This window comes from Eubacterium maltosivorans, assembly GCF_002441855.2.
Classification (GTDB): Bacteria; Bacillota; Clostridia; order Eubacteriales; family Eubacteriaceae; genus Eubacterium; species Eubacterium maltosivorans.
The window spans coordinates 817750-841158 of sequence record NZ_CP029487.1; the positions used below are offsets into that span (position 1 = coordinate 817750).

Consider the following 23409-nt stretch of genomic DNA (forward strand, 5'->3'; position numbering starts at 1 on the left):
TTTTGTCTCATCAATCCCCTCTATATCCGCCGCCCATCTGTCAATTAATTTTTCCCAAACAAAAAATGGAGAATTTTTCATTCTCCATTACTTAAAAACTTTTCCCAACGTTTCACTGAGCAACGCGCAAAAATCTTCCCAGCTTTCCGGATATGCCGCAGTGCCCCCAAGTCTCTTTTCACAATCCTCAAAAACCAGGGTCATCTCCCAGATTGGGCCGTCCAGACAGGTCAGATCATAATATTTTTTCTTCCACTGCAGTACACCAGCTTCCGACATCCCTTTTTTCAAGGCGTCCAGCGCCTCGGTATCCAGTGTTTTTAAATACTTGGGGGGTTGATAAAAAAGTGCACTAGCAGCCCAGCAGGCCTTACCCGTTTCAAAATCAATACAGGCCGCATAGCCGTCCCCCACATAGCCGTCGGTGGTCACCTTGAGCTGTCGGATATCATCATAATTTTCCATAAAATCGTCGCCTCCTGTCTTAAGAAGTGATTATATCAAAAAAATTGCTCTTTACCAAGACTGTTTTTTTCGTTAAAATGGACTCTAGAATGAACCAAAGGACAAATCAAACATGAAAAAACGTGATCTGATCATCATTGCCGGGGTTGTGGCCGTTGCCCTCATCGCCTTCGGCGTCTTCCACCTCATGAACAGCCAAAGCTCCGGCCTTATGCTCCGGGTCAGCCAGAATGGTGAGATTATCCGCACACTGCCGCTTAGTCAGGACCATACCGAAACCATCACCAGCGACCTCGGCAGCAACACCATTGCCATTAAAGACCGCAGCGCCCGGGTCGAAAGCGCAGACTGCGATAACCAGGTGTGTGTGCACAGCCCGTCGATCCAGTCCCCTGGAGAGACCATTGCCTGTCTGCCCCACCGGCTGATCCTTGAAATCATACAGGAGCCTTAAAATGGAAAACAAAACGCGCCGCCTGGTCGTCATTGCCCTGTATACTGCCCTGGCCTTAATTCTCAGCTATCTGGAATCTCTTGCGCCCATCCCCATGCCTGTGCCCGGGGCAAAGGTCGGACTGCCCAACATCGTTACCCTCATCTCACTGCTGACCCTGGGCACTCCCTTGACCCTGCTCATCGTCACCGCGCGGATCTTTTTATCCGGCTTTTTATTTGGGAGCATGAGCGCGATTCTCTACTCCCTGGCCGGAGGGCTCCTAAGCTTTGGGATGATGGCCCTGCTTTTAAAGGTCACCAGAGAAAAGCTATCCCTCATAACCATCAGCCTGCTCGGGGCAGTGTCCCACAACCTGGGCCAGCTGGCCGTAGCAGCCGCAGTAGTGCAAAATATGAACCTGTTCTGGTCCTATCTGCCCTTTCTCATGCTGCTCGCCATCCCGACAGGGATTGTGGTGGGCGTGGCGGCGAACCTTTTGTACCGACAGCTTCAGAAAATCAATCTATTTAAATAAAGAGGACAAACAAAATGGAATCCATCAATATCTTAATCGTCGAGGACGATGTCAACATCAGCAACATGCTTTTGGATCTGCTGACACACAGCGGCTATACGGCAGATACCGCCTATTCCGGCACCGAGGCCTTATTTTGCCTTGAAAAGAATAGCTATGCTTTAATTCTTCTGGATTTAATGCTTCCGGGTATGAGCGGCGAGGAAGTGCTGAAAAGCCTGCGCCAAACCTCAGACACCCTGGTCATTGCCGTATCCGCAAAGGATGATTCTTTCACAAAGATCAATTTGCTCAAAAACGGCGCAGATGACTATATTACCAAGCCCTTTAATAACGAAGAGCTTCTGGCCCGTATTGAGGCTCTTTTGCGCCGTAATTCGGGAAATACAGGTCTTTCGGGTAGAACACTGACCTATAAGGGGCTTACCCTTACCCCCTCTACCTACGAGGTCTGCCTGAAGGGGCAGCCCCTGTCACTGACCAAGCGTGAATACAAAATTCTGGAGCTTCTGATGCAAAACCCACAGCGTGTTTTTTCCAAAAATGTCATCTACGAGACTGTCTGGGAGGATCTGTTTCTAGGCGAGGACAACGCCATCAACGTGCACATCAGTAACCTGCGCCAGAAGCTGGCTAAAATCGACCCCGATGAAGCCTATATCCAAACAGTCTGGGGCATTGGCTTTAAAATGAAATAGCGTCAATCTTTATCTTTTCTTTAGGATTGGCTTACAGAATTTAAAAAACAGCATGTTACAATAAAACTGAAAGCCGCCTGAATAAAAACAGAAAAGGATCAAAAACCATGTCCACCATCCTGAAAACCCATAACCTTACAAAAATTTTCCCACCTGCGGGATTTGCCCGGCATAAAAAGCGAAAAAGCGAGGGCCGCCATGCCGTCGATCATGTGAATATGACCATCCGGAAGGGCGATATTTACGGCCTGATCGGGCGCAATGGCGCGGGAAAAACCACCCTTATGCGCCTGATCGCAGGCCTTATGCCTCCGACTGAGGGCACAATGACCCTCTTTGACAGCACAGAGCTGGAACAGCACCGCAAGCGGACAGGCTGTATCATTGAGGCGCCCGGTCTTTATGGCAATATGAGCGCAGCGAATAACTTGGAGGCCCACAGACGTCTGCTCGGCATCACCAGCAGCACCGCTGTCTCCGATTCACTTGAAGCCGTTGGTCTGAGCAGCACTGACCACAAAAAGGTCAAGCACTTTTCCCTGGGGATGCGCCAGCGCCTCGGCATTGCCATGGCCCTCCTGGGCAGTCCGGACTTTCTGATTCTGGATGAGCCCACCAACGGCCTCGACCCAAGAGGGATTGCAGAAATCCGCACTGTCCTGACACAGCTCAGCCGGGAACGGGGCGTGACCATTCTTATTTCAAGCCATATTCTCGGCGAGCTGTCAAAGCTGGCTACCTGTTATGGCATCATGCGCGAGGGCGCGCTTATCGACGAGTTTAACCACGAGGAGCTGGAAACACGCTGTCAGCGCTGCCTGAAGATGGTTGTTGACCAGCCTAAAAAGGCTGCAATGCTGATTGAAACCCTTTTGGGTACAGACAATTATGACATTCTTCCAGAAAACACCATCCGTCTTTTCGACTATGTGGACCAGAGCGGCCTTGTCAACCGGGAGCTTAACCAAAACGGCATCCTGGTCGAGTCCATCACGCCGGTCGGTCAGGATATAGAGGCTTATTTTATGTCCATGATAGGTGGTGAAGACCATGCTTAACCTGCTGCGTTCTGATCTCTTCAAGCTTTTTAAGGCAAAGTCCTTCAGGGTCTGCATGATTCTCTGCGTGGCGCTTATGGCCTTTGTAGCCGTCGGACAGCTCTATTCCGCCGATCTTTTTTCAAACATGTCCCCTGCCGCTCTGCAGGAATCTGAGAAGCGTATTGAAGAGAACAACAGCTTTGGCATCCGCTTTGGATTGTCGAACAGCTCAGAAAATCTGGCTAAAACAATCGAGGCCATGCAAAATTACAATGCCAGCTCCTTTATCGAAACAGCGCTTTCCGGCAGTGTCACCACTGTTTTAATGGCAGTATTTATCTCTCTGTATATTGGCGCGGATTTCAGGGACGGCACACTCCGTAACACTGTGTCAAAGGGCTTTAAAAGGCGCGATATCTATCTCTCAAAGCTTATCACCGTCATGACTGCAACCCTTTTTCTCGTTGTACTGGCCGTACTCAGCGCTGTCCTTTTCAGCGGCCTGTGCTGGGGCTTTAGCTCGCTGAATTCGCAGACCGTCAATCTGCTGGCCTATCGGCTCTCTTTACAGACCCTGCTGCACCTCGGTCTGGCCTCCTTCTTTGTCATGACCGCTGTACTCATCAAGCAGACCGGCCCCACAGTGGCCGTCAATATCTGTCTGCTCATTTTTGTCACTGCCTTTTTATCTGTCGGCAACGCTTTCCATGCCACAGGCTTTAATCTGCTCACCATCTGGATCGCCGAGGCGCTTTCCAGCCTTGAATTTGACACAGTCAGCGGCCTGGTCGCACTCCAAACCCTGGCGCTTATGGTGGTTTATATTTTATTGCCTACGCTGGCAGGTATTACCGTTTTTAAAAAACGGGACATTATGTGAGGCTTTTATGGAAACATCACTCATGATACTCTGCATTATCCTCGGGGGCGCCGCCCTCTTTTCCGTTATTCACAGCCTGCTTTTAAAAAGGCAGATCCGGGATATTATACGGCAAAATCATTTTATACAAAATGAGGATACCAACCTGCCCATTACTGCCGCCATGCCCGATAAGGAGGTGGAAGCTCTGATTGAAAGCATCAATGCCCTGCTGGAGACTCACCGCCTGTTTGAGATCCGCATGACACAGGCAAACCGCAGCTTTAAAAACAGCATCACAAGCATTTCACACGACCTGCGCACCCCGCTCACTTCTGCATCAGGCTATATCCAGATGCTTCAGGATTTTGATCTGCCTGAGAAAACCCGAGTCGAGTACCTGAAAATTGTTCAGCAGCGGATTCAGGCTGTGCGCAAGCTTCTAGACCAGCTTTTTGAATTTGCGCGCATTGAGGCGGATGAGCTGGTTCTTGCCCAGGAACCAGTCAACTTAGGCAATGTGCTGCGCGATACTCTGGCTCTGTTTTACAATGATTTTTGCAGCCAGGACAGTGAACCGGAAATCCAGATTCCTGACGATCCCTTTATCGTCACCGGTGATACCGATGCCTTCAAACGGATCTTCAGCAATATCTTAAGCAATGCCCTGACCCACGGCGAAGGTCATTTTTCCGTAAAAGCCGTATCGGAGAACCACGCTGTGAATATCACCTTTGAGAACAGTACGCATAGCATCACCCCTGATGATCTTCCCTATATTTTTGACCGCTTCTACACCACCGATGTGTCCAGAAGCCGTAAGACTACCGGCCTGGGCCTTTCCATCGCCAAACGCCTTGCCACCCGTATGGGCGGCAGCATCAGTGCGTCGCTTGACAATGATGTGTTTGGCATACATTTGCAATTTTCTTTGAAATAATAAATATAAACATTCGATTTTCTTCTGAAAAATGACTTTTTTAAAAGTTATCTTTATGATCAATCGGATGTTTTTATTTTTATCATTTATTTTTTAATGATAAACATTAAAAACTTCTTGACAGATATCAAGTACAGTTTTATAATGAACTTAAGAAAACAAAGGAGGTGTTCTTATGGAAAACGGTTTAAAAAAGCGTTATATAATTCTGCGCTTAATTGTCACAGTCTTTCTGGCCCTTTGTATTTTTAATTTAATCACGGGGCTGACGTTCACAGCTCTTAGTCTTTCAGTCCCTGGCGAGGTTTATGAAGCAGCCGAGATTACCAAACCGTCGGATATTACAAAAACGGTTATCCTGTACTATCCGGAATCTGTTCAGCCGGTTGTCAAGGCCGCCAGTAAAATTATTCTATATGCAAGTCCATTTCCACATACAGATTTTGGGGCCTCTAATTTACCATCCCACCCAAAGGCAGCATTGCAAATTGTTTTATGGACAAATTTGTCTGTTATTCTTCTGTTTGGTATCATATGGTTTCTGCTTAGAAAACTCCTTTATAGTATGTCCTTAGAAGGACCACCTTTTACGTCGGAGCATCAAAAAGATCTACACCATATCGCCACGATCCTAATTATCCTTGCATTGATCCCTCATACTTTGGAAAGCATTATTTATGCTGCATACTGCAGAAGAAATTTTAGTTTTTCGATTATTGACAGCCTCCCAGCTATTGTCTTGCTGTTATTAGGGATAAACCTGTATGCCTGTACTAAAAAACTTTGTTCTGGTAAAGCTAACGAGGAGGAAATAAATGATTGATAAAAGGTTAAAAGAACTGCAATTGCCCTGTAGAATTATCAATATAATCCTTATTGCTATTTTAATTATGATGGTTATTGTTCTTATATCCGAAATTTTTTTCACTATGTATACTTTGATCCTTATTCCTGAAAATCAATTTACTGCCTATCAAATTGCCCCTGACAGTAACGCTTTAAAGATTGCTATTGCCTGGGACCGGCCAATTCCAATGGACGAAATGGGATTTGCAGAGATGTTGCGTTTACTTGACACAAAGCTTTACAGTCCTCATTTTATGCCTCAAAATCCAAAAGCTGTTTTTCAATTTGAGGCATGGTACCACATGATTATTCTTGGTTTGACTGTTTTCCTCACTACCCTGCTGTGGTCCATTTTTCACCGAATATGTAATGATGTTTCACCTTTCAGCAATAAAACCTTTGTACAGCTGGTTATCGTTGGCAGCGGCACTGTATTGGCAGCGTTTGTCCCAAGGATCATAAAAGTAAATTTAGCTTCCTCATTGTTGGGCGCACGTTTCTTTCTTTTTGGTTTGGATGATGGTTTCCGTATCATTTTAATTGCCGCCGGTTTTCTGGTGCTTGCCATTGCCTACATCTTTCGCTATGGTACTTACCTCCAGCAGGAATCCGATGAAACTTTATAGGAGGGCGTTATGGCTATTATTTTAAGACTGGACCGTGTGATGGCAGACCGAAAAATATCCCTCAATGAGCTGGCAAAGCAGGTTGGCATTTCCAATGTCAACCTGTCCAATTTAAAGACCGGCAAGGTGAAGGCCATTCGATTTTCGACCCTCAACGCAATCTGCGATGTCCTTGACTGCCAGCCCGGTGATATTTTGGAATACGTTCGCGATGAAAAAGAAGACAAAATATAAAAAACCGCACGGACACCGCAAACAGCAGTGTCCATGCGGTTTTTATTTAATCGAGAATAATACCATTATTTATCTTTTAAATCAGAAATTCTCTGAAATAGTTTTTAAAGGAACAATGTTCTCCAATCCATTTTTCAAACTTTTTAAAAATATAATGTGTTATAAGAAAATCTGCTGTCAGCATAAAAAGAAGCACAAATAAATTCCACACTGGTAAGTCTGGAAAATAAATAATCGCCAGGACTTCATTAAATAACATCAGTATATTCCAAAAAACCAACAGCCAAAGCACCCATATCGCGCCGCGGTACAAAAAATACAGCACCTGTTTTTTTAAATATCGTTTATCCTTCATTTCAAACCTCTTTTTCAAAGCTGCTTAACCAGCTTTCTACAATACGGGTATCAAAGCATTTTCGCCGCTTCTTCATCCTCTTAAAAGCAATATGTATTTCTTCTAGAACTTTGTTTTTATCCAATAGGATTTTTTCTGAAAAAACATTGAACATAATGGCGGCGCTCCTTGTCCTTTGAGTGGTAAAAGCTGGGCTGTACGCCGCGTAATAAGCCAGCATAGCGCCCATATCCATCTCTTTTTGACCGGTGGGCAGGGCCTCAAAATCAATGCCGATCACACCTGAAACACCGACGATAAAATTTCTGAAATTGACATCTCCTCGGATGTGACCGGGCACTGCCTGATAAAACCGATCAAACCAGTCTGCCAGTTCTGTGCACAAATTGTTCAGACTCTCCGCACTGTTTTTGTGCTCGAGTGCAAGCACGCGGTCAAGCAGTAAAGGCCCGGGACAGTACTGCAGATACAGTACATTTTCCCGTAGCTCGAGAACTTCCGGCACCGCTACACCTCTTTTATAAAGAAGCATGAGAATACTCCATTCGTGGTGCGCGGCTTCAGCGTCGCTGAAAACTTTTTTAATCCGCCCTTTTTCCAGACTTACGATATTCCTCCGGCTTTCGAAGGTTCTACTTTCTTCCAATGCTGATTTCAATGGTGGCCCCTTCCTCATAGCCCTTCAGCTCTCCCACAATACCAGTCACTGCGCTCCTGATAATGTCCTGGACAAAGGGAACCATCTCGAGGGGCTGTCCGTTAATCTTTACATCCACCTCAGGCCGAGTCCGCACTATACAGTCTTTTTCTCTGGCTTCACCCTTTAAAATTGCGGGTCCAAGCCCATCGCAGCCATAGCCACAGGCATCACAGCAGTTTTTATCAAAATCCGGAAGAATATGATAGGTTTTTAACTCAATCAGATCAACCAGGGCTTCCGTCTGAGTTCTGGCGTCAAAGACAGGACGGCCTCTGTAGGTGTCTAACGTTCTGGCAATGCGCCCTGCACAACAGATAACATAATCACTCCACCGCTCATCAAGCTCCGGCGCCTCGTGTGCCGTCAGGATCATTGGCACCCGGGCATCGGCAACGCCCTCGAGCACCACATAATCAAAATTATAAAAGGCCAGAATATCCTGAACCGGCAGCTTTTCCTGAAACAAAATATCCGTTTCATATTTTCCCCTGGCGGTCACCAGCTGGGAACCTGCTTTTCTGTGGCGGTCAGTATTGCTGCCCTCTGTATCCATTTTAAACTGATCATAATGGATTTCTTTCACAGAGCCCACACTGTAGCCGCGCCGCCTCAATTCTTTTATAATATGCTCGGCAGTCGTTGTCTTGCCGCTGTCCGAAATACCACAGATTGATATTACTTTCATCTTTGTTCCTCTCAATCATTCCCGGATATCCACTTCATCAAGGTAGCGGCACCAGCGCTGGCTGGTGGCATCCCTTAGCATCAGCATCATGCAGTAAGGCTTTCCCGCCTCCAGTGTCAAGGCCTCTCCAGCCTCGCTTACCGCGATAAAGCACTGTTCCGTATCCATTGCCTCTTCCCCGGTGAGGGCAATGCTGAATCCGTCTGAGGCTTTGAAAACACAGATACTTTCCTGTGAAAGGGAGTGGCCTGTGTACTCTGCGAGCCTTTTAAATGAAACGCCTGTATACTTCCGGTTTTCCGGGGCCTGCCGGCTCTTTTTAAAACTCGCGCAAACCGTTGTCAGGCCTGCACCGCTTACATCTTCTGTCTTTATCTTCATTCTGAATGGTCCTTTTTAATGTAAATATAGGGCACCAGCATATCCTCCGCGCAGAATACGCCGTGGCTTCCCCTGCTGTCAAAGTCTTTCTCCTCATGAAGCCCGTGGTCAGCGGTAACGATGATGCTACCAGCCCACTCCTCTGCCAACCGGCTTACCATGGCATCATTTTTTAATACCCGTTCCATGGTCTCGCTGGCATATGGGCCGTAGGTGGTCGCGTCATCGTCGATCCCGTGAAAATGGATAAAAAGAAGGTCTGGCCATTTTTTCACTGCCCTGAGCGCAGACTCAAAAACAGCTTTATCCGTTGTAGAGTCTCCCCGGCTGGGGTTGAGCACCGGTTCCTCCGAGGTGTTGATAAGCTTGATATAGCCTTCGATATAGGCGCATTCCTTCCCCATGGCCATACATCGTTCAAAGAGATCGGGCATTAATAACGTGCGGCCCTTTCGGTTATGAATACCGTTGACATCTGGTGTTGTCCCGGTGAGCATGGCAGCCAGACCGGAGTGGGATACCGGCCGGAACACTGTCATCGCACGCTGCATGGGCTGTGCTGACAGAAAGGGGAGTTTACCTAAGGACAGAGCCTTTCTGTAAATATTCAGTCCAAAGCCATCCAGCTCAATAATCATAATTTTTTCATCATTTTTCAGACATTCAAGGGCATCCCAGGCTGTATTCATAATAGTGGTTTCGGGTTCAGTGATAAAAAGGCCGGCCATCTCAAAAGGGTTTCCATCCAGCCGCCGGCCAAAAATCGTATTTCCCCGAAGCTCAATGGGGTTACTGCCGATATTAAACATGCCTCCATCCTTCCCAACTGCAAGGCTCCGGGTTGTCTGCCCGCTAACAGCGCTGTCTGTCAAAGTTGTCCCCGGCACAATCGCGCAGAGCTTTCCCTCTTCGTCCCACTGCGGATAAAACCGAAGGGTACCTGCCTTCTGATACAGGCCCCCTGGTGTATAAAGATCTGAGGCTTCGCCATCGATAACGCCAAGAGGCTCGATCTGAGAGACTGGCTCCAGACGCATAACCAGCTTGTTGCCGGACGGGCTTGCTGAATTGTCTGAAAGCTTTGGCAGCGCCCTGCAGGACTCCAGCTTAAGGATATTTTTAAATGTTTTCCCGTTTATTTCACACGACGCCGTTCCATTTGTTTCCTGATAAAAACGCGCTCCAAGCGCATCCTGACGATCGATTTCAACCCGGGTGCCATCTGTGCCCATAAGTTTTAAGCGGTCTGCTGCTGGCAGTATGTCTTCCAGAAAAGCTCTGCCCAGAAGCTCTTTGCGCTCGCTTTTTTCAAAAGCCATCTTCAGGCTGACAGACGCTGTCTTTCCAACGTACAGGGTCTGTATTCCCTTCATCCGCATACCTGCTGGCAAATCGGGGGCTGTAAACTGTATGGCGTTTTTACCCGTCAGCTTTAAGAATCCTTTGCTGAAGACTGAATACTGCTCCCGTTTGACCAGCCCATCGACCATTTCTGCCTTGATAAACTCCGGCTTCTCCTCAAAATAACCATCGAGGAAATCAGCGGCCTTAATGGCTTCAGCATCTTCTCCATAAGCTATATAGGGTTCTTTTTTCATACCCTGCACTGCCGTATCAAAGAACAACACCGACTCCACAGGTACTGCCTCCGCCCTGGGCAGCAGGGTCAGGCTTACCACATCACGTACACAGTACATGGCTCTTTCCCTGCGGACATACACCCGCAGGGATAACCGTCTGTCATCAGCCTCAAAGACCAGCACCACATCCTTCTGCCAAAGCATATCTTCTGAAATTTCAACGGCATAGCCATCTGAGGCGCGGGCAACTGCACTTCCAAAATCCGATGGCTCCAGATCGAAATGTTTCAAAACTGCGTTCAGGGTTGTTTTCTTCAGCTTCACTGGTCCTTCTCCTTTTTAATATACCAGCACTTCATGGCCTGTTTCGGTCACTGCAACAGTAACCTCCCACTGTGCCGAGGGCTTCCCGTCATCGGTATAAATGGTCCAGCCATTTTCATCGTCCTGGTATATTTCATCAGTTCCCATATTAACCATGGGTTCAATGGTGAAAACCATACCGGGGACAAGCAGCATCTCTGTGCCAGGTCTGGTTACAAAGCTGACAAAGGGCTCTTCATGAAAATCCAGCCCGATGCCATGCCCGCCGATTTCCTGAACCACGGTATAACCATTCTTAAGCGCGTGCTCGTGTACCGCGTTGCCCACATCTCCCATAAAATTCCAAGGCTTTACCTGCTCCAGGCCTTTTTTAACACACTCTCTGGTCACCTCTACCAGCTTTTTCTTTTCGGGGCTTACTGCTCCAATGCAAAACATACGGGAGGAGTCTGAGTAATAGCCCTTATACTCGGTGGACACATCCACATTGATGATATCCCCGTCCCGCAGAACAATGTGCTCTGACGGAATACCGTGGCAAACCTCCTCGTTAATGGATGTGCAGACACTCTTCGGAAAGCCCTCAAAGCCTAAAGGGGCAGGCCTCCCGCCCATTTTCACAGTCGTATCATAAACGATTTTATCAATTTCCTCGGTGGTCATGCCTTCTTTAATCTGGCTGGCCACTTCGTCCAGAACAGCGATATTAATCTTCCCGCTGACCCGGATACCTTCGATCTGCTCCGGTGTCTTGAGCATACTTCGCTTTGGCACCATATGTCCCTTAAGCGCGAAGCCCGCGATCTTTTCATCCATTTCCTCGTGACACTTTTTATATTTCTTACCGCTGCCACACCAGCAGGGATCATTTCGTCCGATTTTAATTTCCTGCATATATGCCTCCTGTTTCTGTCATTTCTATATTATTATACCATATCTAAAAACACTTCATGGCTTTTTTACTGTTTCTTTTTCTCCTCAGCCGCCTCACGGTGCATTTGAAAAAACACACGTCCGTACATAATAAAGGACAGCAGCAGGAAAAAACCTGTAACGCCCATAAGCACATTCGCCCATACTGTACTGATTTCCGGAAACGCGATGAGAATAAAGGTGAGCACATAGAACACCGCCGTAGATACCTTGCCATACCACATAGCGCCGCCCAGCTTCTTACCCTTGCGCATAAGGACAAGATCATTGACCAGCATAAAAAGTTCTTTGATCACAAATAGAATAACCACAAAAATCATGCTCTGGTAGCGGAACATCAAGCTGAAAACAATGGCCGCCTGGGTGAGCTTATCCGCCACCGGGTCCAGCGCCTTGCCAAGCTCTGTGATCATATTAAACCGCCTTGCGATCTGACCATCCGCAAAATCTGTCAACCCAGAAATCAGGATGATAAGCGCCGCCAGATAATAATCCCGGGTCGTTTGGGCATTGATGTAAATCCCAATGAACATTGGGATCAATAAAATGCGTACATAGGATAAAATGTTGGGAATGCTGAAAATTTCTTTTGCTTTCATTTCTTACCTTATTGTTTATATTTAGGATGTTAAGGGTTCCTATAGCCCTGGCTGCTTTCATCTTCCGCACAGTGTTTTTCCATCCTTTTACACAGGCCAAGCTCTGCTCCCATGAGAAGTAAAAGCAGACCAAAGGAAAGCAAAATATTGCCTGCCCCTGCCTTTTTGACTGGCGCGGGGTTCTCCTGGCTGGCTTCTTCCTGCTTTTGGGGTTCCGTCTGGGCGGGCGGCGCTGTTGGAACCGCGTCCACCTTCACGTCCGTTGACTGCTGAACTTCAATGACGGTTTCACCAGCGTTTTTTTCGGTGTAATCCGCACCGTTTCCGATGGAATCGGCGCCATCACTGCCTTGGGCCGTTATATTTTCAGCAGTGATATCAAGGCTTCCTGCCAGTCCATAATGTCCACCGCCGATACCGGCAGCATTCTTGCCGCCCTGGGCGGTTACTGTGCCGCCGGAAATACGGATCACACCGCCGTCTCCCTTGTAGCCTCCTCCAATACCAGCGCCTTCCTCACCGCCTGTGGCAGTAATTTTTCCGCTGTCAATGCTGATGTTTCCTCCCGTGCCATACCAGTGTGTAATATTCTGGGCGCCGCCAATGCCGGCTGAGCCTCTGCCTCCAGTGGATGTCAGACTGCCTGTTCCAGTTATACGGACTTCTCCGGCTTTTCCGCCAAGGTTTTGCGCCTGCAGGCCGGCAAAATAATCCGCGCTGGTCAGCCGGTTATCTGTTCCATCCATCAGCTCAATGACAACCGAGGCATTTTCCAAAATCGAAAAAGCACACAGATCATTTTTGCTGGTGTCAATCTGAAGATTATCAAGCTTGAGATTGACAGGGTTGCCAGTGCCGACACCGTAACGGACGGTGACACCGTACTGGTCGCTGGTTCCGGTGAGCCGGAGACCTCGGTCATTGGAAAAGGTATAGGTGTTTCCAGCCTGTGTGGCTCTTCCCACCTCTGAAATGGAAATACTGCCGTTTTCAATATTCAGGGAATCTGTGGACTGTCCTTCCGCCATGGCCATACGTGAGAATAAAACAGGCGACATAAGCAGAAGTATTCCCAAAAGAGACATTGTTTTTTTTACATTTAACTGCATAAGACATGCCACGCCCCGGATCATCGGTCCGGGGCACCTTTCTTTCAATCATTTTGCCATATTGTAGCACTTTCAGCTTAAATTTAAAAGTAATATCAGGGTCGCCAGATAATCAGCACCTGATTTTCATCATACCTCAGGTAGCGGACGCCTGACTCGTTTAAAAGATCGCTCTCCTCAATACCGGTCAGGGCGCGGTCCACCATACCTGCTTCTGTAAACCTGGCCTCCATAACGCCGCCGTTATCGAGAGTATCCCTTAAGGTGTCAATAAAACGCGCCTGTTCGTCGTCGTTATTTAAATCGAAAAGCATATTTTCTCTGACATAATAATTATCCGCTGTTGCCGTGAAGCCTGGATATGTGCTCAGTGTATTATCAAAGGTATGGCTTTTCAAAAGCTCTTCTGTTGTGAGTCCAAAATAAACATACTCGATGCTCAGCGGCGGGTCTGCCCGAAGGGCCGGGTCCTCCCAGGTAATATCATCAAAGCTCGGATCATCCCAGGTTACATCCACATAATAGTATTCTCCGTCCATCTGTACCAGATTCCAGGCGTGGGGGCCTCTTCCCACTGCGTTGCCTGTAACATAATTTGAAAAGATACCAATATCCTTAAGCACATACTGCAAGGCCTTGCTGTAACCGGCACAGACAGAACGGTTATTTAAGAAAACTGAGCATATATTCTGATTGTCCTCTGAATCAAGATCGTATTCGGTATGGCTGACGATATAGTCATGAACCGTTTTGACCTTGGCGTAGTCGTCCATTTCTGGTGAAATGCCGGTTTTTATACCTGCTGTCACCGCCTCAATTTCACCCTGACGCCGCTTGATCTCATCGGTATTGTAATTAAAATTAAAGCTGACGTCTGTCACCATCCCTGTCTCCTGGTCATAGTGATAGGTGTAGCTGTCCAGCCAAAAATATTCTGGCTTATCCTGTTGAATGGCTGTCCAGACACGGTTCAGGCTGTCTACCGATATTTTGTTATCGCCCAGTTCTACTGCACTTTCATAATTGTCCAGCTTATCTGTCAGCCGAAGGTAAGTTTTTTTCTCATCCACACCCAGCAGTGAAAATCCGCTGTAAGGATTGGATAAAAAGTGATCCTCTGCCATTGTCTGACTTACCTGCTCATCTGTAACAGCATCCTTATCCTTTGGGGCAAAAAAAGATACGCCAACCAGCCCAACGGTCATGACAATCAGCACTGCAAATATGACTTTAATCAATTTTTTAAACATCCACACCGTCTCCTTTTTATGATTACTTTCTATTATACCGGGAATATTGCTTTTACACAATAAAAAAGGCAGGCAAAAGCCTGCCAGAAAAATCGGCGTTTCTTTTTTAGTTTTAACGGTACGCTGTTTTCAGCGCTTTTGCCAGAACTTTCGGGTCGCGTTTATAAGGCGTAACGGGAATAATGGGTTTCTTAATGTCAAACAGAGTATAGACCGCGGTCCGGGCAGCTCTTACGGAGTATTCCTCTGTGAAGACCATATCCTCAGGAATTTCTACAAACTGGCTGATCATGGCAAAATTGGTGGAGCCTTCCGGAACCACTGCAGGACGGTCACTCATGGCCCTTGGCTGGAACTGGGCGTCAATATATGGCATCATGCACGGTACCACATTGACAACGGAGTCCATCAGTTCCTTTTCATGTTCTTCAAAATGAAGCTGATAGATCAGCTCTTTCAAAATTTCCGCTCCGGTACAATCCTTCATGGGCTTCTTAACATAGTCGCCTTCCCTGTCAGGGTACAGGCCATAGCCCCAGAAAATTGTGGTGTCCATGGGCTGGTTTCTAAAATGCGGCTGAGCGGCCACGACAATGCTCATAAGCCAGCTGGAATCCTTAAAGGTCATTAAAGCGCCGCTTCCGGGAATATTGCCGGAGTAATCCTCGATCATCTTCAGGAATTGATTACCCTTACAGGTAACCGTAAAGCTTTCCCATTTTGTCTCCTGCACATTACCAAAGAAAGGCTCTGGATTGCCGAGTCCGGCTTTCTTCGCGGCAATTTTACCCCACAGCTCGCCAGACATGGAGGGTTCTTTTGGCTCCGGCGCTGGTTTTTTCATATCACCGAGTGTTGCGCTGTCTGTCATGCAGCCATTGGTGACAATACACACATCGCCATCCTTCAAAATGATTTCTTCCGGTTTACCCTTCTTTTCTATATGAATGGCAGTTGCGGTAATCCCTTCGCCATCTTTAAAGTCAATGTCCACAACCTTGGTATTAATCTCGAACTGAACACCGTGATCTTTCAGGTAGGCTTTAAGCGGCAGGATCAGGCTGTCATATTGGTTGTAGGGCGTACGGGTAACGCCTTCCAGTGTCTCAATACGGCTAAATTCAAGAATCATTCTTTCCATATAGCGTTTAAGCTCAAACAAGCTGCTCCATTTCTGGAAAGCAAAGGTGGTCTGCCACATATACCAGAAATTGGTTTCGAAAAAGTGCGGTGTACGGTTAAACCAATCCTCGATGGTCAGGTTGTCTAGATCCTTTTCCGGAGTTGCCAAAAGCCTGGCCATAGCCATACGGTCTTCATTATTAAAGCCCATGCTGTAGACATCTAAAATTTTCCCGTCCTTGTCAATGAGACGTGCCCGCGCATGGGTTGGATGTGCATGGTCAAAGTTCAGGATTTCTGTGGTGACATCACGATCCGGGTTATCTAAAGACGGAATGGATGAAAATAAATCCCAGAAATTTTCATAAGTCTCTTCATTCAGCATTCTTCCTCCGCGGCACACAAAGCCTTTTTCCGGCGTGCCGATACCATCATTACTTCCGCCAAGGATATCCATCCCTTCAAGAATATGGATATTTTCTCCTTTAAAGTTAGCGTCACGTACCAGATAAGCGGCTCCGGCCAGGCTGGCGATACCGCCGCCCACAAAGTAGACTTGCTTATCACCGTAATCACGGTTCTGGACCGCGTTTTCACTTTCTTCTTGCTGCTGTCTGCGCATTTTTTTAGTTGCTGCCACTGTCGCTGCTGTTGCAGCTGCCGCCATAGCAGCACCGGCGCCAGCAGCCAGAGCTTTACCTAATTTATCTTTGTTCATGATTCATAACTCCCTTCGATGGTTCACTTTTGTTATGGTAAGTATAATACCCTAAAAGACCAGCTGTCACCTTACGAGTCCGGACATTTGTCAAAAAAAGTGACAAAACCAGTGGATTGTCTTAAATTTAACGTTAAAGCTGAATGAAAGCTTAAAAATCCTTTTTGTGTTATAATAAGCCCATTAAATTCTTTGGAGGTTTTGCAATGAGCGTCACTGTAGCTGATTTATTAAAGCTGCCCTGTCTCAGGGAAGCCCGTGTGGCGGGCGGCCATACCGGTCTTGACCGTTTTGTAGGCTCCATCTCTGTTTTGGAGTATGCCGACCCTGGCGCCCTGGTAGACAGCTTCTTTGAAAATCCATCCTTTGTGCCAGGCAGCGAGATTGTCCTCAGTGGCTTCATCAATATTAAGGATGATGTCAATGCACAATGCCGTGTGCTCAAACGGCTAAGTGATGGGGGCGAGGCGGCCCTTATCCTTTATTATGTTGGCATCTACCTGCCATGCATTGATAAAAAGCTCGTTGAGATGGCCGATACCCTGGGCTTTCCACTCATCTATATGCCAGAAAACCGGCTAGATTTCAGATACAGCGAGGTTATCACCCAGACCATGGAAACCATCTTTATGGACCAGAACAAGGACCCCCATTTTGTGAGCGCCATGCTGGAACGCATTACCCAGCTTCCAGACAACAGACGTACCCTTGGCAATGTGCTGCGCATGCTCAGCGACCGCCTTCGTTCCTCCCTGATTCTTTTTGACCATGCCCTCACCCATCCTGAAATTGCCGCCTGGCCTATCTCAGCAGCTGATTATCTCTCTAATATTCTGCCAGCGCTTACCGAGGCTGGTCTGAACTCCGGACCCCTTGTATTAAAGGAAGAAAACCTAACGCTGTACAGCACTGTTCTGCCGGTTCAGACCGACAATACTCCCAGAATGAATCTGGCGCTGATATCAGAGAATCCTGTTCAAAACCTATCCGCCCTTGAGGATGCCGCCGAAGTGCTGCGCCTTTTTATAAATATTTGGAATAAAAAAGAGGGCACCATTGGCTACAGCGAGCTAATCCGTTCAATTTTAAATGACGAACCCCTGAAAATGCGCCGGCTGGCTGATATTCTGGGCATCGACGTCGCGTCGATCCATACCATGTGGCTTGTCCGGCCAGACAACGACCGATCTGCACTGCTCAATGAACAGATTCTAAAAATCTGCCGTGATTTTATGCAGAGCCAGCATTTGACAGGCCCCTCAGATATTTATGACAACACCGTGGTGCTCTTTATCCAGGATACGCCGTTATCCTCACAAATGCTGGCCCATGCCGAAAACCTGATGGCCTGTCTGGAAAAAGAATCCATTCCGGTTAGCTTTGGCTTTTTTACCAACCAAGCCGATACCGCCAGTGTGCGCAAGAGCTTTCTGCTCTATCAAAACCATCTAAAAAACACTAGGACCCTCTACCCTGCCAGTTCCCTTGTCTCCCAGGCAGAACTGGGCTTTGCCGCAGATTGTGCTGAGACCATCGCCAGAGGCGAAGCCATGGTCCGGCAAGTCACCGCTCCTCTCGAGCCGCTGCTCCATAGCGACTCCAACATACAGGAAGAGCTGCTTGCCACCCTATCAGTTTACCTCCTCGACGCCCAGGCCAATGTCACCAGGACGGCAGAACTTTTGTACCTGCATAAAAACACGGTAAAATACCGGCTTCATAAAATCAACAGCCTCCTTGTCTACCCGGTGACTAAAATGCCTGAAAGCAATCTGCTTTATACAGCCTTGTCTGTGAGAAGACTGCTGGACGGCCAGTAGATGCCTTTGTCCTTTTGGACGAAAGCATCTTTTTTATTTTATCCCATTGGCCCATTACTTTTATTTTCAATTTGTTTATACTGTAATCATTGAAAATAAACCGGATAATAAGGAGAATTAAAATTGAGAACGCTTGGTATTAACGAAATCGAAGACATCGCCCTGGGCGCGTCCCTCTTGGGCGCTGGCGGCGGTGGCGATCCCTACATTGGCAAGCTCATGGCCATGGATGCCATCAAAACCTGCGGCGACGTCACCATGATGGACCCTGAAGAAATCGGTGACGATGACCTGGTTATTCCCATCGCCATGATGGGGGCGCCCACTGTACTGGCCGAAAAGGGCATAAACGGCAGCGAGTACAAACGCCTTTACGATATGGTCAGCCAGTTCTACGGCAAAGAAATCAAGGGCTTCTTTCCCATCGAAGCCGGCGGTGTCAACAGTATGCTGCCCATTGCAGCCTCAGCCCGCCTGGGCATCCCCCTCGTGGATGTCGACGGTATGGGCCGGGCCTTTCCAGAGCTTCAGATGGTCACCTTTACCCTGGGCGGCGTCAGTGCTACTCCCATGGCCCTGACCGATGAAAAGGGCAATACCTGTATCTTTGAAACCATCACAAACAAGTGGACCGAAGACCTCGCCCGGGCAGTCACCCTGACCTGCGGCGGATCTGTCTGCATTGCACTGTATGGCATGGATGGCGCTACCATGAAAAAATGGGGCGTCAAAAATATCATCACCCGTTCCCAAAAGCTGGGCACTGCCATCAGGGGCATCAAGCAGCTTGATAAAAACAGAACACCTGAAGCGAGCTTTCTTACGCAGACCGGCGGTTACAAAATTTTCAAGGGCAAAATAACCGATGTGCTGCGTGAAACCACCGGCGCTTTTAATCTGGGCCATGTTATGCTGGACGGCATTTCTGAGTACCGCGGGCAACAGGCCGAGGTAACCTTCCAAAACGAAAACCTGACCGCAACCGTCAATGGCCGTATAAAGGCAACGGTTCCCGACTTGATCTGTCTGGTCGATACGGAAACCTTTATTCCTGTGACGACCGACGCCTTAAAATATGGCAAACGGGTTATGGCCGTAGGACTGCCCTGCTATGATCTATGGCGCACACCACAGGGGCTTGAAATGGTCGGGCCGCGTTATTTTGGGTGTGATACAGATTATATTCCGCTGGAAGAACGCTTATCTGGAAAGGAGAACGCATAAATGTATAAAATAGGAATTGACGTTGGCGGTACAAATACCGACGCCGTTGTCGTAGATGAAAATCGAAACATCATCGCAGGCATTAAGCACACCACTTCCGAAGATATTTATTCGGGTATTCTGGGCGCTTTGAAGGATGTGCTTCGCGAAGCCGATATTGACCGCTCACAGGTTAATCAGGCCATGCTCGGCACCACTCAGTGTACCAATGCCATTGTGGAGCGTAAAAAGCTGGCTCCAGTGGCTGTAATTCGTCTGGCGGCGCCGGCTATGCAGGGCATTATGCCCATGGTGGACTGGCCGGTAGATCTGACTGATTTTGTCATTGCCACCACGACAGTAGCCGGTGGTTACGAATTTGACGGCAGAGAAATTGCCCCGTTTGACGAAGCTGGCGCACGCGCTTTTTTTGAAGATATCAAAGGTAAAACACAGTCCATTGCCATCTCCTGCGTTTTCTCCCCGGTGCGGAACGAGCATGAAGACCGCTGTGCCGAGCTGGCCCGAGAAGTGCTGGGACCCGATGTCCACATTTCAAAATCCAGTGAAATCGGAACACTAAGCTTTGTTGAAAGAGAGAATGCGACCATTTTGAACGCTGCCCTGTATGAGGTTGCCGAAAGCTTTACTAAAGGCTTTGCCAAAAGTCTGGCAGACGAAGGCATTGAAAACGCCGATATTTTTCTGAGCCAGAATGACGGTACCTTAATGACCATGGATTTTGCAAGACGCTACCCTATCCTCACCATCGCCTGCGGGCCCACCAACTCTATCCGCGGCGCCTCCTATCTGAGCCGTCTACACGACGCTGTTGTCATCGACGTCGGCGGCACTACAACAGACTTCGGGGTCATTCAGCATGATTTTCCGCGAGAAAGCAGCTTTGCCGCCACCATTGGCGGTGTACGGACAAACTTCCGCATGCCAGACGTCATATCCATCGGCCTCGGCGGCGGGTCTGTTGTCCGTGAAGAAAACGGCGAAATCACCGTGGGGCCAGACAGTGTGGGTTATCAGATAACTGAAAAAGCCCTGATTTTCGGTGGCAATACCATAACTGCCACCGACATTGCAGTCCGTCTGGGTATGGCCGAGGTGGGCGATCCTTCAAGGACAGACAGCATTGAACTGGATTTTGCCGAGAGCGCTATGGCTGTTATCCGTGAAATGATCGAAGACAGTATTGACCAGATGAAAATTTCCAACGATGCTATCGACGTGGTACTGGTGGGTGGCGGTTCGATCATTGTTCCAAAAGAGCTGACAGGTGCCCGCCAGGTAGCAAAACCAGACTATTTTGGTATTGCCAATGCCATCGGCTCAGCCATCTCCAAGGTCAGCGGGACCTATGAAAGGCTGATATCCTATGATGAAATCCCCAGGGATGAGGCTCTTAAAAACGCCCGTGCAGAGGCCTCAAGCCTGGCTGTTGAGGCCGGAGCAATCCCCGAGGCCATAGCCATCATTGATGTTGAGGATGTTCCTCTGGCCTACTATCCCGGCAATACCAGCCGTTTGAAAGTCAAGGCAGCTGGTGATCTGGCCTAATTTTTTAGTATAAAAGCAAAGAATGTCCTGGCTGTTTTATAACAGCCAGGACATTTGCCACGCTTATTTTTTTACCGGGACATAAATCTCTGTAATATTCTCTTCAGGCAGAACCTGCGTTGGATCGGTCTGGTAAATCTCATAGGGGGCTCCCGAAACAGTGTAGCCTTCTTCCTCAATCCATTCTCTTATTTTTGCGTAAACAGAAGGCAATTCGGTATAAGCGCCCTTTAAAACGGACATGACACAGAAGCCACCCTCCAAAATACGGGTGCTTTCCTCCGCCTCCCTGATGGCGACAGCGTCCTCCATATCGTAGTTTTCAGGATCATAAACCTCATCGTGAAAAATGCTCATGGGGCCGGCGGTAAGCGTGAGCCCTTTATCCTGAACGGTTTTCATCAGCTCCATAATATATTTTTGCGAATCCTTGACATTCATTTTTTTCCTTATGGATAAAATGGGCATGGGTTTAGTTTCAACAAGCTTGACTTCAATCTGTTCTAAATAGGCCATAATGTTTTTACCTCTTTCTAAGTTTGAAATATCTTTTTCCAGCAAGGAGAGAAGCATCTGATAATGCTGTGCTGTCTCCCTCAGAACTGCCTCCTTCTCCCTGATCTGCGAGAGAATAAAGGTGTTATCCTCGGGATTCTTAAGCACTTCGGCAATTTCGTCCAGTGAGAAGCCGTACCATTTCAGCTTGCCTATGAGCAAAACAGTCTCCAGCTGGGTGGCCGAATAATAACGGTATCCGTTCTCATCATTGACATAAACCGGTTTGATCAGGCCGATTTCATCGTAATACCGCAGTGTTTTAGTGGTAACATTACTGATTTTTGAAAATGCACCAATGGTCAGCATTTTGTTCCTCCCTTTGTAATTCATTGTTCGAACATGACTTAAGTATACACATTCCAGTGACTGGAAAGTCAAGCGCTGTTTTAAAACTTTTTAAAAAAAGCCTGCCTTCTGACCCGGCAGGCTTTATCTGTTTTATTCAAACTTCATTTCAATATCGGTTTTTAAGGCCAATCCTGCTTCAGCTTCCATGGCCTTGATCACCCCAACGGCCACCGGACAGGCTGGATGCTTCATATGCTTCGCGAAGATCTTATAAACGGTGTTGCTGTCATATTTTTCCTTACAGCAGATTCCAAGAGCATCCAACGGTTCTGCCAGATCATCATTTACAGCCTTGTAATGAGGGCATTCCGATTCAACAGTCACCTTAACCTTGTATGGCTTTTCGGTTTCAGCCTTGATGACTGTGTTAAAGCCACAGGGGCCGGCATTCAATTTCAGGGTTGTCATTTTCTTTTCACTCCTTCTTAAAATCTTAACCCTATCATATGCCTTTTTGTGCCAAAAAACAACATTAAACTTTTTAATGGCCTGACAAGCTTCCGACATTAAAAAAGCCCCCGGCAAACCGGGGACAAAAGAAGGTGGAGCCTTTATTTACTGTTCAAGCGCAACCTTGATACCGCCTTCTTTCTCAACAATGGCCTGTCCTTCATCGGTCATCAAGAAATCTAAGAAAGCTTTTGTCTGATTGTTCAGGCTGTCTGTCTTGTAAACTGCCAGGAACGGTCTGGATACCGGATAGCTTTTATTTACGACATTATCGACGGTTGCTTCAACATTGTCAACATTTACTTTTTTAACGGTGTTGTCCACAAAGGTTAAGGATACATAGCCAATAGCATTTTCATTTCCAGCGACTGTAGACTGTACATTACCGTTGCCTTCTTTGATGGTGGCGTCTGGTTTTAGTTTATCCTCAAATTTCAGCAGCTCTTCGACGGCTGAACGGGTGCCGGAGCCATCTTCTCTGGATACGACGACGATGGGCGCATCGTTACCGCCGACCTGGCTCCAGTTTGTGATTTCACCAGTATAAATCTTTGTCAAGTCCGCTGAGCTGAGGTTGGTAACCGGATTGGATGGATGTGTGATCATGGCAATGCCGTCATAGGCAAAAACAAGCTCCGTCAAGCCAGATTTCTCTTCATCCTTTAATTCTCTTGAAGCACAGCCAAAAGCGTAGGTGCCTTCCGTTGCTCCCTTAATACCGTCAGATGAGCCGGTACCGCTGTATGTAAATTTGACATCCGGATTCTGAGCTGCAAACTCATCGCCCGCCGCTTCGATGATCTTCTGGACTGAGGTGGAGCCTCCGCCGTTGATTTCACCGGAAATGGCCGCTGAGGAGCTGCCCGTACTGTCTCCTCCGCCGCTGCATCCTGCAAATGCAAATGTTCCGACAACCAAGGCCATGGACAGACCTGCTAAACGTTTCTTTAATCCCATTTAATTTCTTCTCCTTTGATATTTAATTTCTTAAGTTGTGCTTAACTACGAGATTAATCATACCAGAGA

Annotated in this window: 25 protein-coding genes; 12 read left to right on the top strand and 13 right to left on the bottom strand. The window is 47.6% G+C overall.

Going from position 1 to position 23409, the window contains the following annotated elements:
• Positions 1 to 87 precede the first annotated feature (87 nt).
• On the bottom strand, positions 88 to 465 hold the full coding sequence (locus CPZ25_RS04085) for a hypothetical protein (RefSeq protein WP_058694392.1): 378 nt from the start codon (positions 463 to 465) through the stop codon (positions 88 to 90).
• Positions 466 to 577: 112 nt separating this feature from the next.
• Here CPZ25_RS04085 and CPZ25_RS04090 point away from each other — a divergent pair, with 112 nt between their 5' ends.
• The 9 genes from CPZ25_RS04090 (at position 578) to CPZ25_RS04130 (ending at position 6679) form a co-directional block, all read left to right on the top strand.
• Complete coding sequence (locus CPZ25_RS04090; protein ID WP_096919791.1) at positions 578 to 919, top strand: NusG domain II-containing protein; 342 nt, start codon at positions 578 to 580, stop codon at positions 917 to 919.
• Between the two features lies 1 nt (position 920).
• Complete coding sequence (locus CPZ25_RS04095; protein WP_096919790.1) at positions 921 to 1436, top strand: Gx transporter family protein; 516 nt, start codon at positions 921 to 923, stop codon at positions 1434 to 1436.
• 14 nt (positions 1437 to 1450) lie between these two features.
• On the top strand, positions 1451 to 2134 hold the full coding sequence (locus CPZ25_RS04100) for a response regulator transcription factor (protein WP_096919789.1): 684 nt from the start codon (positions 1451 to 1453) through the stop codon (positions 2132 to 2134).
• 107 nt (positions 2135 to 2241) lie between these two features.
• Positions 2242 to 3192, top strand: coding sequence for an ATP-binding cassette domain-containing protein (locus CPZ25_RS04105; protein ID WP_074616773.1), 951 nt, complete (start codon positions 2242 to 2244; stop codon positions 3190 to 3192).
• Positions 3185 to 4054 (top strand): ABC transporter permease subunit, encoded by an 870-nt coding sequence (locus CPZ25_RS04110; protein ID WP_096919788.1) that lies wholly within the window; start codon positions 3185 to 3187, stop codon positions 4052 to 4054. The genes CPZ25_RS04105 and CPZ25_RS04110 overlap by 8 nt, the downstream gene beginning before the upstream one ends.
• 7 nt (positions 4055 to 4061) lie before the next feature.
• Positions 4062 to 4973 carry a sensor histidine kinase gene (locus CPZ25_RS04115; protein WP_096919786.1) on the top strand — a complete coding sequence of 304 codons (912 nt, stop codon included), beginning with the start codon at positions 4062 to 4064 and terminating at the stop codon, positions 4971 to 4973.
• 175 nt (positions 4974 to 5148) lie between these two features.
• A complete protein-coding gene (locus CPZ25_RS04120; RefSeq protein ID WP_096919783.1) occupies positions 5149 to 5796 on the top strand; it encodes a hypothetical protein in 648 nt (215 codons plus the stop codon).
• Positions 5789 to 6445 carry a DUF2975 domain-containing protein gene (locus tag CPZ25_RS04125; RefSeq protein ID WP_096919781.1) on the top strand — a complete coding sequence of 219 codons (657 nt, stop codon included), beginning with the start codon at positions 5789 to 5791 and terminating at the stop codon, positions 6443 to 6445. Before CPZ25_RS04120 ends, CPZ25_RS04125 begins: the two co-directional genes overlap by 8 nt.
• Before the next feature lie 9 nt (positions 6446 to 6454).
• Complete coding sequence (locus CPZ25_RS04130; RefSeq protein ID WP_058694384.1) at positions 6455 to 6679, top strand: helix-turn-helix domain-containing protein; 225 nt, start codon at positions 6455 to 6457, stop codon at positions 6677 to 6679.
• A 356-nt stretch (positions 6680 to 7035) separates the two neighbouring features.
• Here CPZ25_RS04130 and CPZ25_RS04140 read toward each other — a convergent pair whose 3' ends face one another.
• The 9 genes from CPZ25_RS04140 to CPZ25_RS04180 all read right to left on the bottom strand — a co-directional run bounded on the left by CPZ25_RS04140 (position 7036) and on the right by CPZ25_RS04180 (position 16435).
• The gene (locus CPZ25_RS04140; RefSeq protein ID WP_096919780.1) at positions 7036 to 7692 is read right to left on the bottom strand and encodes an RIO1 family regulatory kinase/ATPase domain-containing protein; all 657 of its coding nucleotides are present in this window, start codon (positions 7690 to 7692) and stop codon (positions 7036 to 7038) included.
• The gene (locus tag CPZ25_RS04145) at positions 7667 to 8419 is read right to left on the bottom strand and encodes a molybdopterin-guanine dinucleotide biosynthesis protein MobB (protein ID WP_096919775.1); all 753 of its coding nucleotides are present in this window, start codon (positions 8417 to 8419) and stop codon (positions 7667 to 7669) included. The genes CPZ25_RS04140 and CPZ25_RS04145 overlap by 26 nt, the downstream gene beginning before the upstream one ends.
• A gap of 15 nt (positions 8420 to 8434) precedes the next feature.
• Complete coding sequence (locus CPZ25_RS04150) at positions 8435 to 8800, bottom strand: molybdopterin-dependent oxidoreductase (RefSeq protein ID WP_074616765.1); 366 nt, start codon at positions 8798 to 8800, stop codon at positions 8435 to 8437.
• On the bottom strand, positions 8797 to 10704 hold the full coding sequence (locus CPZ25_RS04155) for an alkaline phosphatase family protein (RefSeq protein WP_096919774.1): 1908 nt from the start codon (positions 10702 to 10704) through the stop codon (positions 8797 to 8799). The genes CPZ25_RS04150 and CPZ25_RS04155 overlap by 4 nt, the downstream gene beginning before the upstream one ends.
• Before the next feature lie 15 nt (positions 10705 to 10719).
• Positions 10720 to 11598 carry a methionyl aminopeptidase gene (locus CPZ25_RS04160; RefSeq protein WP_058694378.1) on the bottom strand — a complete coding sequence of 293 codons (879 nt, stop codon included), beginning with the start codon at positions 11596 to 11598 and terminating at the stop codon, positions 10720 to 10722.
• A gap of 65 nt (positions 11599 to 11663) precedes the next feature.
• Positions 11664 to 12236 carry a CDP-alcohol phosphatidyltransferase family protein gene (locus CPZ25_RS04165; protein WP_096919773.1) on the bottom strand — a complete coding sequence of 191 codons (573 nt, stop codon included), beginning with the start codon at positions 12234 to 12236 and terminating at the stop codon, positions 11664 to 11666.
• A gap of 29 nt (positions 12237 to 12265) precedes the next feature.
• Positions 12266 to 13345: a hypothetical protein gene (locus CPZ25_RS04170; protein ID WP_133067083.1), complete on the bottom strand. Its 1080-nt coding sequence runs from the start codon at positions 13343 to 13345 to the stop codon at positions 12266 to 12268.
• A 95-nt stretch (positions 13346 to 13440) separates the two neighbouring features.
• Positions 13441 to 14595 carry a transglutaminase domain-containing protein gene (locus tag CPZ25_RS04175; protein WP_096919770.1) on the bottom strand — a complete coding sequence of 385 codons (1155 nt, stop codon included), beginning with the start codon at positions 14593 to 14595 and terminating at the stop codon, positions 13441 to 13443.
• 112 nt (positions 14596 to 14707) lie between these two features.
• Positions 14708 to 16435: an oleate hydratase gene (locus CPZ25_RS04180; RefSeq protein WP_096919769.1), complete on the bottom strand. Its 1728-nt coding sequence runs from the start codon at positions 16433 to 16435 to the stop codon at positions 14708 to 14710.
• Between the two features lie 206 nt (positions 16436 to 16641).
• Between CPZ25_RS04180 and CPZ25_RS04185 the strand changes: the two genes are divergently transcribed.
• The 3 genes from CPZ25_RS04185 to CPZ25_RS04195 all read left to right on the top strand — a co-directional run bounded on the left by CPZ25_RS04185 (position 16642) and on the right by CPZ25_RS04195 (position 21027).
• Positions 16642 to 18255, top strand: coding sequence for a PucR family transcriptional regulator (locus tag CPZ25_RS04185; RefSeq protein ID WP_096919768.1), 1614 nt, complete (start codon positions 16642 to 16644; stop codon positions 18253 to 18255).
• A 123-nt stretch (positions 18256 to 18378) separates the two neighbouring features.
• On the top strand, positions 18379 to 19479 hold the full coding sequence (locus CPZ25_RS04190) for a DUF917 domain-containing protein (RefSeq protein ID WP_096919766.1): 1101 nt from the start codon (positions 18379 to 18381) through the stop codon (positions 19477 to 19479).
• On the top strand, positions 19480 to 21027 hold the full coding sequence (locus CPZ25_RS04195) for a hydantoinase/oxoprolinase N-terminal domain-containing protein (protein WP_096919765.1): 1548 nt from the start codon (positions 19480 to 19482) through the stop codon (positions 21025 to 21027). It begins immediately after the preceding gene.
• A 63-nt stretch (positions 21028 to 21090) separates the two neighbouring features.
• Here the strand turns inward: CPZ25_RS04195 and CPZ25_RS04200 are convergent, their stop codons facing one another.
• From CPZ25_RS04200 to CPZ25_RS04210, 3 genes are all read right to left on the bottom strand, one after another.
• Entirely contained in the window at positions 21091 to 21891 is an 801-nt protein-coding gene (locus CPZ25_RS04200; protein ID WP_096919764.1) for a MerR family transcriptional regulator, read from the bottom strand.
• A gap of 132 nt (positions 21892 to 22023) precedes the next feature.
• A complete protein-coding gene (locus tag CPZ25_RS04205; protein ID WP_074616951.1) occupies positions 22024 to 22341 on the bottom strand; it encodes a DUF6951 family protein in 318 nt (105 codons plus the stop codon).
• Positions 22342 to 22488: 147 nt separating this feature from the next.
• Positions 22489 to 23340, bottom strand: a complete 852-nt coding sequence (locus tag CPZ25_RS04210; protein ID WP_074616755.1) for a phosphate ABC transporter substrate-binding protein — start codon at positions 23338 to 23340, stop codon at positions 22489 to 22491.
• Positions 23341 to 23409: the final 69 nt, after the last annotated feature.

Bases quoted from the DNA above. Each gene is read 5' to 3' on its own strand.
- CPZ25_RS04085 (WP_058694392.1), bottom strand. From the start codon at position 465: ATGGAAAATTATGATGATATCCGACAGCTCAAGGTGACCACCGACGGC.
- CPZ25_RS04090 (WP_096919791.1), top strand. From the start codon at position 578: ATGAAAAAACGTGATCTGATCATCATTGCCGGGGTTGTGGCCGTTGCC.
- CPZ25_RS04095 (WP_096919790.1), top strand. From the start codon at position 921: ATGGAAAACAAAACGCGCCGCCTGGTCGTCATTGCCCTGTATACTGCC.
- CPZ25_RS04100 (WP_096919789.1), top strand. From the start codon at position 1,451: ATGGAATCCATCAATATCTTAATCGTCGAGGACGATGTCAACATCAGC.
- CPZ25_RS04105 (WP_074616773.1), top strand. From the start codon at position 2,242: ATGTCCACCATCCTGAAAACCCATAACCTTACAAAAATTTTCCCACCT.
- CPZ25_RS04110 (WP_096919788.1), top strand. From the start codon at position 3,185: ATGCTTAACCTGCTGCGTTCTGATCTCTTCAAGCTTTTTAAGGCAAAG.
- CPZ25_RS04115 (WP_096919786.1), top strand. From the start codon at position 4,062: ATGGAAACATCACTCATGATACTCTGCATTATCCTCGGGGGCGCCGCC.
- CPZ25_RS04120 (WP_096919783.1), top strand. From the start codon at position 5,149: ATGGAAAACGGTTTAAAAAAGCGTTATATAATTCTGCGCTTAATTGTC.
- CPZ25_RS04125 (WP_096919781.1), top strand. From the start codon at position 5,789: ATGATTGATAAAAGGTTAAAAGAACTGCAATTGCCCTGTAGAATTATC.
- CPZ25_RS04130 (WP_058694384.1), top strand. From the start codon at position 6,455: ATGGCTATTATTTTAAGACTGGACCGTGTGATGGCAGACCGAAAAATA.
- CPZ25_RS04145 (WP_096919775.1), bottom strand. From the start codon at position 8,419: ATGAAAGTAATATCAATCTGTGGTATTTCGGACAGCGGCAAGACAACG.
- CPZ25_RS04150 (WP_074616765.1), bottom strand. From the start codon at position 8,800: ATGAAGATAAAGACAGAAGATGTAAGCGGTGCAGGCCTGACAACGGTT.
- CPZ25_RS04160 (WP_058694378.1), bottom strand. From the start codon at position 11,598: ATGCAGGAAATTAAAATCGGACGAAATGATCCCTGCTGGTGTGGCAGC.
- CPZ25_RS04165 (WP_096919773.1), bottom strand. From the start codon at position 12,236: ATGAAAGCAAAAGAAATTTTCAGCATTCCCAACATTTTATCCTATGTA.
- CPZ25_RS04170 (WP_133067083.1), bottom strand. From the start codon at position 13,345: ATGCAGTTAAATGTAAAAAAAACAATGTCTCTTTTGGGAATACTTCTG.
- CPZ25_RS04175 (WP_096919770.1), bottom strand. From the start codon at position 14,595: ATGTTTAAAAAATTGATTAAAGTCATATTTGCAGTGCTGATTGTCATG.
- CPZ25_RS04180 (WP_096919769.1), bottom strand. From the start codon at position 16,435: ATGAACAAAGATAAATTAGGTAAAGCTCTGGCTGCTGGCGCCGGTGCT.
- CPZ25_RS04185 (WP_096919768.1), top strand. From the start codon at position 16,642: ATGAGCGTCACTGTAGCTGATTTATTAAAGCTGCCCTGTCTCAGGGAA.
- CPZ25_RS04195 (WP_096919765.1), top strand. From the start codon at position 19,480: ATGTATAAAATAGGAATTGACGTTGGCGGTACAAATACCGACGCCGTT.
- CPZ25_RS04200 (WP_096919764.1), bottom strand. From the start codon at position 21,891: ATGCTGACCATTGGTGCATTTTCAAAAATCAGTAATGTTACCACTAAA.
- CPZ25_RS04205 (WP_074616951.1), bottom strand. From the start codon at position 22,341: ATGACAACCCTGAAATTGAATGCCGGCCCCTGTGGCTTTAACACAGTC.
- CPZ25_RS04210 (WP_074616755.1), bottom strand. From the start codon at position 23,340: ATGGGATTAAAGAAACGTTTAGCAGGTCTGTCCATGGCCTTGGTTGTC.